Source organism: Mariniflexile maritimum (assembly GCF_009746565.1).
In the GTDB taxonomy this organism is placed as follows: domain Bacteria; phylum Bacteroidota; class Bacteroidia; order Flavobacteriales; family Flavobacteriaceae; genus Mariniflexile; species Mariniflexile maritimum.
On sequence record NZ_WRPN01000001.1, the window covers coordinates 380664 to 392015 of the forward strand.

16 protein-coding genes are annotated in these 11352 nt (G+C 37.8%); all 16 read right to left on the reverse strand.

Going from position 1 to position 11352, the window contains the following annotated elements; translation table 11 throughout:
- Positions 1–76 precede the first annotated feature (76 nt).
- The gene (locus tag GQO80_RS01600) at positions 77–415 is read right to left on the reverse strand and encodes a cupin domain-containing protein (RefSeq protein ID WP_157206446.1); all 339 of its coding nucleotides are present in this window, start codon (positions 413–415) and stop codon (positions 77–79) included.
- Positions 416–419: 4 nt separating this feature from the next.
- Positions 420–749, reverse strand: a complete 330-nt coding sequence (locus tag GQO80_RS01605) for a 2Fe-2S iron-sulfur cluster-binding protein (RefSeq protein WP_157206447.1) — start codon at positions 747–749, stop codon at positions 420–422.
- Positions 750–905: 156 nt separating this feature from the next.
- The gene (gene moaA, locus GQO80_RS01610) at positions 906–1913 is read right to left on the reverse strand and encodes a GTP 3',8-cyclase MoaA (RefSeq protein ID WP_157206448.1); all 1008 of its coding nucleotides are present in this window, start codon (positions 1911–1913) and stop codon (positions 906–908) included.
- Positions 1914–1962: 49 nt separating this feature from the next.
- Positions 1963–2874: a bifunctional molybdenum cofactor biosynthesis protein MoaC/MoaB gene (moaCB, locus tag GQO80_RS01615; protein ID WP_157206449.1), complete on the reverse strand. Its 912-nt coding sequence runs from the start codon at positions 2872–2874 to the stop codon at positions 1963–1965.
- 88 nt (positions 2875–2962) lie between these two features.
- Positions 2963–3403 (reverse strand): molybdenum cofactor biosynthesis protein MoaE, encoded by a 441-nt coding sequence (locus GQO80_RS01620; RefSeq protein ID WP_157206450.1) that lies wholly within the window; start codon positions 3401–3403, stop codon positions 2963–2965.
- A gap of 14 nt (positions 3404–3417) precedes the next feature.
- The gene (gene moeB, locus GQO80_RS01625) at positions 3418–4485 is read right to left on the reverse strand and encodes a HesA/MoeB/ThiF family protein (RefSeq protein WP_157206451.1); all 1068 of its coding nucleotides are present in this window, start codon (positions 4483–4485) and stop codon (positions 3418–3420) included.
- 128 nt (positions 4486–4613) lie between these two features.
- Complete coding sequence (locus GQO80_RS01630) at positions 4614–4847, reverse strand: MoaD/ThiS family protein (protein ID WP_157206452.1); 234 nt, start codon at positions 4845–4847, stop codon at positions 4614–4616.
- Positions 4844–5416 (reverse strand): molybdenum cofactor guanylyltransferase, encoded by a 573-nt coding sequence (mobA, locus tag GQO80_RS01635; RefSeq protein WP_157206453.1) that lies wholly within the window; start codon positions 5414–5416, stop codon positions 4844–4846. Before mobA ends, GQO80_RS01630 begins: the two co-directional genes overlap by 4 nt.
- A 2-nt stretch (positions 5417–5418) precedes the next feature.
- On the reverse strand, positions 5419–6159 hold the full coding sequence (locus GQO80_RS01640; RefSeq protein WP_157206454.1) for a sulfite exporter TauE/SafE family protein: 741 nt from the start codon (positions 6157–6159) through the stop codon (positions 5419–5421).
- Positions 6160–6188: 29 nt separating this feature from the next.
- The gene (locus tag GQO80_RS01645; protein WP_157206455.1) at positions 6189–6527 is read right to left on the reverse strand and encodes a winged helix-turn-helix domain-containing protein; all 339 of its coding nucleotides are present in this window, start codon (positions 6525–6527) and stop codon (positions 6189–6191) included.
- A 21-nt stretch (positions 6528–6548) separates the two neighbouring features.
- A complete protein-coding gene (locus GQO80_RS01650; RefSeq protein ID WP_157206456.1) occupies positions 6549–7727 on the reverse strand; it encodes a molybdopterin molybdotransferase MoeA in 1179 nt (392 codons plus the stop codon).
- 180 nt (positions 7728–7907) lie between these two features.
- Positions 7908–8519: a rhodanese-like domain-containing protein gene (locus GQO80_RS01655; protein ID WP_157206457.1), complete on the reverse strand. Its 612-nt coding sequence runs from the start codon at positions 8517–8519 to the stop codon at positions 7908–7910.
- A gap of 44 nt (positions 8520–8563) precedes the next feature.
- Positions 8564–9223, reverse strand: coding sequence for a rhodanese-like domain-containing protein (locus GQO80_RS01660; RefSeq protein ID WP_157206458.1), 660 nt, complete (start codon positions 9221–9223; stop codon positions 8564–8566).
- A 16-nt stretch (positions 9224–9239) separates the two neighbouring features.
- Positions 9240–9830, reverse strand: a complete 591-nt coding sequence (locus GQO80_RS01665; RefSeq protein ID WP_157206459.1) for a YeeE/YedE thiosulfate transporter family protein — start codon at positions 9828–9830, stop codon at positions 9240–9242.
- Positions 9831–9849: 19 nt separating this feature from the next.
- On the reverse strand, positions 9850–10380 hold the full coding sequence (locus tag GQO80_RS01670) for a YeeE/YedE thiosulfate transporter family protein (protein WP_157206460.1): 531 nt from the start codon (positions 10378–10380) through the stop codon (positions 9850–9852).
- Between the two features lie 12 nt (positions 10381–10392).
- Positions 10393–11352, reverse strand: coding sequence for an NrfD/PsrC family molybdoenzyme membrane anchor subunit (gene nrfD, locus GQO80_RS01675; RefSeq protein ID WP_157206461.1), 960 nt, complete (start codon positions 11350–11352; stop codon positions 10393–10395).

An 11352-nucleotide genomic window follows, 5' to 3' on the forward strand; every position in this document is an offset into this window, starting at 1 on the left:
AGTACATTAACTAAAAAATTAGTGGTGTTTCTTTTTGTTCCATTCGGCATTATTTAGAACCGATTTAACAAATTACTCAGTCATTTACATTTTTAACACGTTCCACACTATCGTAGTTTGAAAGCGATAAACGTATGATGCAATCGGTAACGCAGGTTAAATCGTGCGGAACGTTTTCATCCAAGGCTATTAAATCGCCTTTCTTTAAAAGTTGTTTTTCGCCATTAACGCCAAAATCGATACTGCCTTCAAAAAGTTCTATTACAATGGGGTAGGGCGCTTTGTGCTCTTTCATGCTTTGGCCTTGTTTCATGACAATCCTTATTTCTTTGGAGGTTTTTGTTTTGAGCAAAACGGTGACTGCTGGTTTGTTTTCTTCGTAGGTTATGTTTTCAACCAATGATGCTGTATTCATATTTCTAGGGGTTTATTTTGTTATCGGTAATAATTTTAAATGTGCGGTTGTTTATTTTTTCATCGAGCATTATTTGGCAAGCTAAACGACTGTTTGGTTGTGTGTTGTTTAGTGTTTTAATGGTTTCTTTTTCAATGGGTTCCATAAAGTCATTTAACGCGCCTTCAGTTAACACTACATGGCAAGTACCGCATAATCCACGTCCCAAACATTCGCCAATATCTTCAAAGTTGTTTTCAACAATCAATTCCATTAAATTGGGATATTCAAAGCGTTTAAATGGTATGGAAAATAATTGGTTATCACTCGTAACAATGTTAACTACATAGTTCATTTTAAAAGCATGCTCCTTATTTTTAATTGGGTATAAATATAAGGTTTAATTTTATTTCGGACAAATTTATCCTAATTAATATAAAATTATATTGTACTGTAAGAAGCTCGTGCGCATAAGTGTTATAGAGGGTTTACAACTGTCGGGTTGAACATATTACCCTCCAATAGTAATCATACTTCTGTTGTTGTTATGTCGTTTTGGTTCTTGAAGCTTTTCCAAAGTGTCCATGCCACCGCGCATTTTAAGTTTCGTTTGGACTGCTTTATGAATAATGGGTTCTATGGATTTCCCTTCGCGTAAAGTGGCCAATAAATTTGATTCTGTGGAAGAAAACAAACAGTTTTTTAGTTGCCCATTGGCTGTTAAACGCAGGCGGTTGCAAGAATCGCAAAACGGATTGGTAACCGAATTGATAATGGCAAAGCTGCCTTTGTAACCCGATATTTTATAGTTTTTTGAGGTGTCGTTTGGTGCATCCTGTAACCGTTGAATGTTCTCTTTGGGAAATGAAACGTTAACATAATCCATAATTTTTTCATACGACACCAGTTTACCCATATCCCATTTGTTGCCATCGAAGGGCATAAATTCAATAAAACGAACAGTAATGGGCAGGTTTTGGGTAAGGTTTATAAACTGAACGATTTCATCATCATTAAACCCTTTTATTAATACCACATTTACTTTTACGTTAAAATTTTCTTCAACTAAAAGGAGTAGGTTTTTATAAACAATGTCGAATTGATCGCGACGGGTTATATGTTTGAACTTTTCACGGTTTAATGAATCTAAACTGATATTGATTTTTTTTACGCCATGCAACTTTAGAACATCCATAAATTTATCAATAATAATGGCGTTTGTAGTAATGGAAAGCTCCGCAGGAAGCGATGCGAGCTTTTCTAAAATAACGGGAATGTCTTTTCTAATGAAGGGTTCGCCGCCAGTGAGTCTTATTTTGTTAACCCCATGTTTTACAAAGGTTTTCGCGATTTCAAAAATTTCCTCGTAGGTCATTAAATGACTCTTGGGCGAGAGTTGCACACCTTTTTCGGGCATGCAGTACGAACACCGTAAATTGCAACGTTCAATTAACGAGATGCGCAAGTAGGTATGGGTTCTGCCGTGTGAATCTTGTAATATGTTTTTGTTGTGGGCCATGCTTTTTATCGATTCAATGCTATTACTTTGTGTCTTTGAGCGACAAAAATTAATCATGTCTTGCGCCCTTTAAAATTCCGAAAATATGCAATACAGACGGAAAAATAGCATCCATCGATTCACCTGCTCCGTTTGTGGAACCCGGTAATGCCAATACTAGGGAGTTTTTTATGGTACCCGCAACACTTCTTGAAAGCATGGAGTAGGGCGTGCGTGCTTGTCCGTAATTACGAATGGCTTCTTCAATACCCGGAATGCGTCTATCAAGCAATGGCAGAAGTGCTTCTGGAGTTACATCGCGCCCCGAAAGTCCGGTGCCTCCCGTAAAAATAATAAGGTCAATGCCATTTTCTTGATACTGCTTTGTTTTCGATTGAATTACCTCCAACTCATCAGGAATAATTTCATAAGCTTCAATTTTTACTTCACAAGCTTCCAGTTTTTTAATAATGGCTTTTCCCGCTTTGTCTTCTTTATGGCCACCCGATATGCTATCACTACACACAATAACGGCCGCCGATACATCTTTAACAAAACGGTGCTTAAAGTCTGATTTTCCCCCTTTTTTGTTCAATAATTTAATATGTTGAATTTCGATGCCTTTATCGATGGGTTTAAGCATATCGTACATATTTAAGGCCACTACGCTGGCGCCGTGCATTGCTTCAACCTCGACACCCGTTTTATAAATGGTTTTTACGGTAAACAAAATGGCAATTTCCAATCCGTTTATTTCGTATTCAACCCCAGTAAATTCAATGGGTATGGGGTGGCAATCGGGTAAAATATCGGGTGTGCGCTTAACGCCCAATAACCCTGCAGCTTTACTCATGGCAAATACGTTGCCTTTTGGAACCGTGTCCGTTTGAATGGCAAGTATGGTTTCGGGTTTGCTCACTTTTACAAGCGCTTGGGCCACGGCGGTTCGTAATGTGCTGGTTTTATGTGTAATATCGACCATTTTCGGGATTGATTATAAATTGATTTTTATTGTTTTTTATTGTTTCGTATGTATTGAATGTTTTGGGCAAATACTTTATGTCGAATCATTAGTTTTTCTTCCATTGATGCGTCTCATCTTCAAAAATTTCCTTTCCAAACACGGGTACGTTGGCCTTAATTTCTTCCACAATATGTTCCAACGCTTTATAAACCACTTTTCGCCGTGGTGCCGAAACAAACACAAACAAACAAATTTCACCTGCTTTTACAGTACCCAAACTATGAAAAATGTGCATGCAAGTGAGTTCAAATTTTTGAAAAGCAGCTTCTCGAATTTCATCGAACTTTTGGTTTGCCATGGCTTCGTAAGCGGTGAATTCTATGGCCGAAACTATTTTGCCACCAATAACATCTGCTCTTACTTGTCCTAAAAAAATGTTGTGGGCACCAATGCTTGTTTTGGCTTGGTGTTTTGCGATGGAATCTCCAATAAATCCTGAAGAAATAGCCCCTTGTTTGAATACGTTTTTTGGTGTTCTGGTTTCCATAATGATGATTTTAATTAGACCTTCAAGGATTGTATTATTTCCGAAGCACCTTCTTGAATGTTGTAACAATTGGTAATGTTATGTTTCCTTAAAACAGCAACAGCTTGCTCGCTTCGCGTTCCCGATTGGCAGAAACAATATGTTTCTTTTTCTAAACTGATTTTATCCAAACGATGTTCCAATTCGCCTAAAGGAATTTCAACAACATCAAAAAGGTCTATTTTTGGCAACTCATCTGCTTCGCGAACATCAATAAATTGAATGTTTTTTTTGTTGAAAACATCATTTATGGAAATTGAAGTGGGTGCCGTTTTACAATCGACATTCAAATGTGTTTTATGAAATTCATCTTTAGCGTTTAATATCGCAAATATGGTTTTTTCAGATTTTGTAATTCTTAAAATTAATGTTTCATTAGTTAAAGCGTTGAAGCATAGCAGTTTTCCGGAAAGCACCGTTCCAATGCCTAAAATAATTTTTAAAACCTCATTGGCTTGCATGCTTCCAATAATACCGGGTAAAACCCCTAAAACGCCCAGTTGTGAGCAATTGGGAACCGCCTCTTTTTTTGGCATATTTGGAAACAAGCACCGATAACTCGCCCCATTTTGATAATTAAAAACCGATACCTGACCCTCAAACTTAAAAATAGCACCATAAACTAGTGGTTTGTTGGTTAAAATACAGGCATCGTTTACCAAATAGCGTGTTTCAAAATTGTCGGAACCATCTACAATGATATCGTATTGATGGAACAAATCAAGTGCATTTTGGTAATTTAATTTATACGGATATGCTTGGATTTTGATGGTGTTGTTTAAATCTTCCAAGCGTTTTTTTGCGGCTTCGGCTTTATTTTGCCCTAAGCTGGAAGTGCCAAATAAAACCTGACGCTGTAAATTGGATGCTTCAACCACATCAAAATCTATAATCCCAATCGTTCCAATACCTGCGGCTGTTAGATATTGCAAAATTGGGCAACCTAAACCGCCTGCACCAACCACCAGAACCTTGGCTTTGGAAATTTTTTCCTGACCCAATGGCCCGATTTCTGAAAGGATGATTTGTCTGTTGTATCTCATAATCTCTATGAAGGCAGGAATTTCATCCTGCTATTTATTGGTTTTACGCCTGCAAGGTTTTCAATAACTTGTGGTATTATGATTATTTGTTTTAAAACTACAAGGTCTCAAAGACCTTACGGGTTGTTTTAACCTCCCGAAAAAGGCGGCAATAACGCTATTTCTTCTCCTGTTAATCTGGTTTCAACCGTAACCAATGCCCGATCTTGAGCTACTTGAAAACCGTTGTTTTTTAGTTCTGGATATTTTGAATGCAATGTTTCCAAAAGTTCAAAAATAAAGCTTCCGGAAAAAGAGATGGTTTCCTCTTGGCATTTCGTAATTTCTGCAATTAATCCAAAATATTTTATGGGTATTCTCATTTTATAATAGTTTTTAATGCTTCTGGAGTATTGATATTCATTGTAAACAATTCTTCTTCGCTGCTCAAAACCACGTTTTTAACTTGGCATTGATTTACCGCAAATTGCAATCGGCGTTCGCCTTCATTTAAAAGTTTTAAAAATTGGTGCTCACACGGTTTTTTGTATAGTGCAATAAGTGGCATGTTGTTGCCTTGGCTTTGAATTTGAATGACGTTGGAAACCGCATCTACGGCATTTATCAGTTTTTGTAAAATGGTACTGTTTATTAACGGAATGTCGCAACTTAAAACGAGATTGTAGGCGGTTGAAGCATGCTTCAAACCGGAATAGATGCCTGCTAACGGACCCGCATTTTCAAAAATGTCTTCAATACGATTTAATCCAAAAACGTCGTACTCTTTATTGTTAGAAACGATGATTGTATTGCACACAAAAGGTTTTAACGCCTCAATGCTGTAATGTATAAACGGTTTCCCCTTAAACAATAAAAACCCTTTATCGGTGCCCATGCGCGAACTTTTTCCACCCGAAAGTATAATACCTGTTATGTTTTTTTTGTCAATCATCGCTATGTGAAAAATAATTTTGAGCAGGCTATTGCCAAAACAAGGGCCAATAGGTAACGCAAACTGCGGTTGTTAAGTTTTTTGCTTCCTAAATACCCTCCTAATACACCGCCAATTAAGGCAATGGCCACTAAAACAAACATATCTGTTTGCAAGGTAACACCACTACTTAGTTGACCAACCAATCCTGCTGCAGAGTTTACCCAGATAAATAAGGCTGAAACGGCCGCCGCTTCTTTCATGTTTCCCCAATGAAGCAGTAAAATTAACGGGGTTAAAATAATGCCGCCACCAATACCGATTAATCCGGAAAAGAACCCGATGATGCCCCCAGCCAGAAGTCCGTGCCAAAGTTTTACCTGGTTTATGTTTTCAGATTCCTTACCAAATACATTCAGCATTTTTAAGATGGCAAACACCAATAAAACGGCCAATGTTTTTTTATATATGGCGGCGTCAATTTCAATAGTGCCACCAAGAAAAGCCAAGGGAATGGAAGTGACAGCAAATGAAAGAAATAATTTTTTATTGAAAAATCCTTCTTTAAAATAATAGTAAAACGAAATGCCCGCCACAAACAAATTAAGCAATAGGGCCGTGGGTTTCATGGTTTCTGGTGCAAACGAAAATAATGCCATAAGCGCTAAATACCCACTGGCGCCACCATGCCCTACACTAGCATACAAAAACGAGATGATGGGTAAAATGAATAGGAATAGATATAGGTTTTCAATTTGTAACATTTTATAAGTGTCTAGCGTATTTTACATATCTATAAATTGTCAATTTTTTGAAGTTGTTCATCCAAAAATCTCCAACAGTTTTGGTTGATGTCGTTAAAAACATCGATTAATGATTTGCCATAATCGGTTAATAGGGTGCCACCGCCACCTTTGCCGCCAGTACTATTTATGGTAACTGGTTTTTTAGCCGATTTGTTTATCGAGTTTAATAAATGCCATGCTTTTTTATAGGATAGGTTTAACGATTGTGCAGCTTTTGATAGTGAGCCGGTTTCATTAATGGCTTTCAATAATTGCACGCGCCCTTCGCCCAAAAACACATGATTGTTGTATTCAATCCACACCCGACTTTTAATTTTATAGCTCATAATTTTTAATCCATCACTTATTTATGCAGGTAATAAAATAACTTCAACAGGGTTGCCCATTTCTATTTTTGAAACGTTTTCTGGCATATATACCAAGGCGTTCGCTAATGCATACGTTTGCAACATGGCCGAACTTTGACCTTCTAAAATTTCAACGTTTCCATGGTGATAAATGGCTTTTAAAAACTGTGGTCTGTCGCCATTTTTAATGAAATTCGATAACGACTTAGCTTTTGTCCTAGGTAATTCCACTTCATTTTTACCCATCATTTTTTGCAATGCGATATAAACATAAATATAAAAACAGGTAAGGGCCGCAGCAGGATTTCCTGGAAGCGCAAAAACAACGGTATCTTCTTTTTTTCCGAAGAACAAAGGTTTTCCGGGTTTTTGTTTTACTTGATAAAAAAGGGTTTCAACGTTAAGTGCTTCCAAGGCTTTTCCAACAAAATCGTAATCGCCCACCGAAATGCCACCTGAAATAATAACCAAATCATTTTCGTTAATGACTTCTTCTAATTTATCCCGAGTTTTTGCATAATCATCTTCCACTTTATGAATGGTTACATCGTAGAATTTCAGATTGTAAAGCGCATTTTGAAGCATTTTGGAATTGCTCTCGTATATTTTTCCATACGATAATGGGTTGCCAGCTTCTACCAACTCGTTGCCCGTTGTTACAATGGCGATATGGGGCTTTTTAACAACCGACACGTTTTGAATGCCCAACGAACATGCATACCCAATGGCGGCAGGAGTTAATTTTGTGCCTTTTTTTAAAGCTAATTCCCCTTTTTTTACTTGTTCGCCAACAGGCCTAATGTTATGGTTTATAGTGGTTTTTGATGCAAGTGTTATCTGCAAATTTTTTACCGTAACTTTTTCCTGCATAATTACCGCATTTGCAGTATCAGGAACGGGAGCCCCCGTAAATATTCTTACGGCTTCCCCTTTTTTTAAAATGATTTGGTGTGAATCGCCCGCCTTAATTTCACCAATAAGCCGGTAGGTAAGGCCATCGTGCAGGCAAACGGCATAACCATCCATGGCCGATTGCCGGAAGGGAGGCATGGATATTGGCGACATCACATCTGAAAACAATTGGTAGCCACCTGCTTTTTCAATAGGTTTAAGGCTGCTTTTAAAAAGCGGGACACAATGGGTTTCTACTATTTGAATGGCTTCTGAAATGGTTATCATTTACCTGTCGTTATGTATTTGTAAATATAACGAAATTTTAAGATTGAAGGGTATGACAATTATCAGTTTCTATTCAATTATTGCAATGAAAACATACCAGTTAACTTTTGCCGAAAGAACTTTGGAACAACCAATGCGTTGTTTAATATTTAGTCAACTTTTCAAGAGCAACCCTTTCATTTAGCAGCCTCCTTCGGCGTGTTTTTTCTTTTTAGGTTGTACGGTAATAACTTTTTTAATAGGTGAAATCACATTAATTTCGGCGTTAGCATCGCTGTTTTTTACCGATTCTTTAATAAATGCAGCAACATCGGCCTGCGATGATTCAACTTCAACGGGCGTTGTTATCAATTTATTTTGAAAATAGTGCTGTTCTGCCTTTAGTAGCTTTAGGTTGTTGTAGCCCAATTGGTAAAGCACCAAAAAAGGGGCATTGGCTTCCTCTGGGTTATTACCATATAAAACGGCTGTTTTTCCTTGGTTTTTTAAACTGTTGAAATAGTCCAAATGCGTGTCGTTCAATAGCTCTGGCGTATAGATGTTTTTAGCGTTTTTTAGATGGCCTTTTTGAAATTCATAAGGACTTCGTATATCTATAAGCGCATAGTTGGGATGGTCCAAATTGTTTTGGTTTACAAAAAAACGACCAGTTGTTATGTTCTCTAGGGTTGTTTTGGTGTTGAGCTTAAAAGTGTTTTTAGGTTTTTTGTAGGTTAAAAGTCCAATAATGACCATCAGTATAAATAGGGTGGAAGCAACCGATATGTTCTGTATTTTTTCTAATTCTTTCATACGTTTTATTTTTTATTGAACACTTTTAAACCATTATTATAAAATTAGCAACCGCCTTCTGCAGCTTTCTTTTTCTTTTTAACCGTAATTATTTGTTTTGGGGCTGTTTGTGTTTTTTCCAAAGGGTCTGTTTGCACTTGGTCGGGGTATGCAACACCAAAAAACATACTTGCGGCTTTTCTGGCAGTATATAAATTATGGGCTTCTTCGGGCATATCTTCGGTTGGTTTTGGTGGATTGATGATGGTTTTGAACCAACTATTGATGCCACCTTTTAAAACGCGCAGATTTTTATAATCTAAACGATTGCATAGCATCCACGCTTGATCTGCTTCAAAATTGTCGTTTGAGAAAAACACCACATCAAATTGATTTTGGTTAAGAAACGCGCCAGATTCCGCATCCAATATTTTTTTTAACGGAATATTTATAGCGTTAGGCAACGAATACTTTTTGAAGCTGGCCTCCTCCCGAACATCCACTAAAATAAACGAAGGATCTTGGTTTATTAATTTATGGGCAATTTGATCGGTTGCTATATAGCGTTCCAAACTTATGGCATTGGCAAGCAATTGCTCGGGTTTAATGCCTTCATTCTTTTGGTATTTTGGCAATAAAACCAATCCGCCAGCAAGAATGACGAGTATAAGTGCCAATATTTTATATCTGAAGGCTAGAATTTTTGCCGTTTGTTTTTTAATCATTTTATGGGCTGTTTAATTAATAAAACACTTTTTTTACTTTTTTCCGAACCATGTCTGCCACTGCAAAAGCAACAATGGCAATAATTGAAAATATAAAAATGAACCAATAAGGGTTCCAATCAAAGGAATCGATGAGCGTTATATTTCCTAAAAAATAGCCATCGTATATAGGCTCGATAACATTGAAAAGCTCAGAAAACATGAAAATACCAAGCAAGATGCCGCCTACATACACCCAAGCGTCCAGTTTACCAATGGCCACAGCGCACAAACTGGTACCGGGGCAAAAACCGCCCGCAACAAACCCCACGCCCATAATAACGCCCCCTATAATGGCGGCCCATAAGTAAGTAGGGTGCACGTAGAGCTGTGTAATATCCAAATACCCTAAATAATCCATATAATAAAGGCCTATTACCGAAACTATGGCGGCGGTAAAAAATACTTTAAGTACTGCAAAATCATAGCCATAAAATACGCCTGCAAGTTTTCTGGAAGAAGAAAAGCCGGAAGCTTCGAGCACAAAACCAAAGGCAATACCAATTATAATGGCGATGATACTATTCCATTCAATTGGAATTAAATGATTAGGAATTAATGGTCCCATAGTGTTGTTTTTTTATTGATTAAATCCAATTTTTTCTAAAAAAATAAGCCGTTGCATAGGCAGAACCGAATATGGCAAGCATGGTTATAAAACCTCCGGTTGAGAGTACTGCCATACCACTTAAAGCAGCACCACTGGTACAACCACGGGCTATTTGGGCACCCAAACCAAACAAAATACCGCCCAATAGGGCAAAAACCAATCGGCGTTGACTGGTAATTTTTGGCGAATGTTGTATGCGCCAACGTATCCTTCCGTTTAAACCGCCCGAAATGAACGCCCCAATCAATACGCCCAAAGCTTCATAAACCAACCAGGTGTTCATTGGTGAATCGTCTTCACTTATAAACGTACTGTAATAGGCATTGTTTTCGGCATGCGTAGGGGCAACGGTATCAACCAGGGTAACCACGCTGCTTTTCATGGCGCCACTGGCCCCTAAACCTCTTCCTGTAACATAAAAAGTAAAAATGATGATGATGCCTAAAATGAATCCGCCGAAATACGGGTTCCAGTAAACATGACTATTTGTTTGATTTTTTATATCCATAATTTAAAGTTTTTAATAAAGAAAACGCGTTAGTTGTCCTGCTTCAACCATAACGAACCTAAAGATGAGTCCGCCAATCAATACCAACATGGCAGGTACGATTACGGGCACTTTATAGCCTTTAAGTTCCATCAGCTCAAGAACCGCCGGCACAATAAGCCCAAGAATGACCACAAAACCGAAGAACATGACGGTAAAATCGCCACCCACCAATAATTGCATGGCTTCCAATTGAACCTGTGAGCCCGCATAATAGCCCATGAGCATGTGTGCTATTAATGCTAGTTCAATAACAATCAATGCTAAATCTATTTTTCCGAATAGGTGGCGTTCGGCGGTGTTTTTTGAAAGTAAAATGATGGCCGCTGCCCCGGTTGAAAGTCCTGAAGTTAAAAATAAGGGGCCTAAAATAGCATTGTTCCAAAGTGGTCTGGCATTAAATGCAGATAATAGGATTCCGGTATAAACGCCCAATATCAACGCTAATGGAATTAAGGCATAGGCGATATGCCTTCTGTTTTTTATGATGAAATGCTCGAATGTATTTAAGAATTTAAACTTTTGGAATAATTTTAATTTAGATTCCAACCCCGGATACACTTCTCTGTAATAACTAAAGGTCCATATAAACGATAATGGCGTAACAATCAATAAAACCCATGCGCCCCACGACATAGGCGATTCTATCCTGAAGGTTGTATAGAGTTGCCATGTATAAAGTTTGTGGTTCAAGTCGTAAACCAGTGCCAAAAGCCCCAACGACAATGCAATGGGCGGCACAACGGAAATTATCTTAACGGCAGTGGGGTAGGTTTTTTCCTTGTTCAATATATAAAATAAAGCTGCAAAAAACAGGATGCCTGCTGCGAGTCCGCCTAAAAACAAGTATAATGATATGGGCCAATGCCAAATTTGTAGTGAAGGATCTATATTTGGAATGTTTCTTCCGCTAGTAAATAATTCTTCTTGCAT

What these genes read in the sequence shown, in the direction of transcription:
- GQO80_RS01650 (WP_157206456.1), bottom strand. Translation starts at nt 7,727, where the DNA reads ATGATAACCATTTCAGAAGCCATTCAAATAGTAGAAACCCATTGTGTC.
- nrfD (WP_157206461.1), bottom strand. Translation starts at nt 11,352, where the DNA reads ATGCAAGAAGAATTATTTACTAGCGGAAGAAACATTCCAAATATAGAT.
- GQO80_RS01605 (WP_157206447.1), bottom strand. Translation starts at nt 749, where the DNA reads ATGAACTATGTAGTTAACATTGTTACGAGTGATAACCAATTATTTTCC.
- moaCB (WP_157206449.1), bottom strand. Translation starts at nt 2,874, where the DNA reads ATGGTCGATATTACACATAAAACCAGCACATTACGAACCGCCGTGGCC.
- GQO80_RS01670 (WP_157206460.1), bottom strand. Translation starts at nt 10,380, where the DNA reads ATGGATATAAAAAATCAAACAAATAGTCATGTTTACTGGAACCCGTAT.
- moeB (WP_157206451.1), bottom strand. Translation starts at nt 4,485, where the DNA reads ATGAGATACAACAGACAAATCATCCTTTCAGAAATCGGGCCATTGGGT.
- moaA (WP_157206448.1), bottom strand. Translation starts at nt 1,913, where the DNA reads ATGGCCCACAACAAAAACATATTACAAGATTCACACGGCAGAACCCAT.
- GQO80_RS01620 (WP_157206450.1), bottom strand. Translation starts at nt 3,403, where the DNA reads ATGGAAACCAGAACACCAAAAAACGTATTCAAACAAGGGGCTATTTCT.
- GQO80_RS01655 (WP_157206457.1), bottom strand. Translation starts at nt 8,519, where the DNA reads ATGAAAGAATTAGAAAAAATACAGAACATATCGGTTGCTTCCACCCTA.
- GQO80_RS01660 (WP_157206458.1), bottom strand. Translation starts at nt 9,223, where the DNA reads ATGATTAAAAAACAAACGGCAAAAATTCTAGCCTTCAGATATAAAATA.
- GQO80_RS01640 (WP_157206454.1), bottom strand. Translation starts at nt 6,159, where the DNA reads ATGTTACAAATTGAAAACCTATATCTATTCCTATTCATTTTACCCATC.
- mobA (WP_157206453.1), bottom strand. Translation starts at nt 5,416, where the DNA reads ATGATTGACAAAAAAAACATAACAGGTATTATACTTTCGGGTGGAAAA.
- GQO80_RS01665 (WP_157206459.1), bottom strand. Translation starts at nt 9,830, where the DNA reads ATGGGACCATTAATTCCTAATCATTTAATTCCAATTGAATGGAATAGT.
- GQO80_RS01600 (WP_157206446.1), bottom strand. Translation starts at nt 415, where the DNA reads ATGAATACAGCATCATTGGTTGAAAACATAACCTACGAAGAAAACAAA.
- GQO80_RS01630 (WP_157206452.1), bottom strand. Translation starts at nt 4,847, where the DNA reads ATGAGAATACCCATAAAATATTTTGGATTAATTGCAGAAATTACGAAA.
- GQO80_RS01645 (WP_157206455.1), bottom strand. Translation starts at nt 6,527, where the DNA reads ATGAGCTATAAAATTAAAAGTCGGGTGTGGATTGAATACAACAATCAT.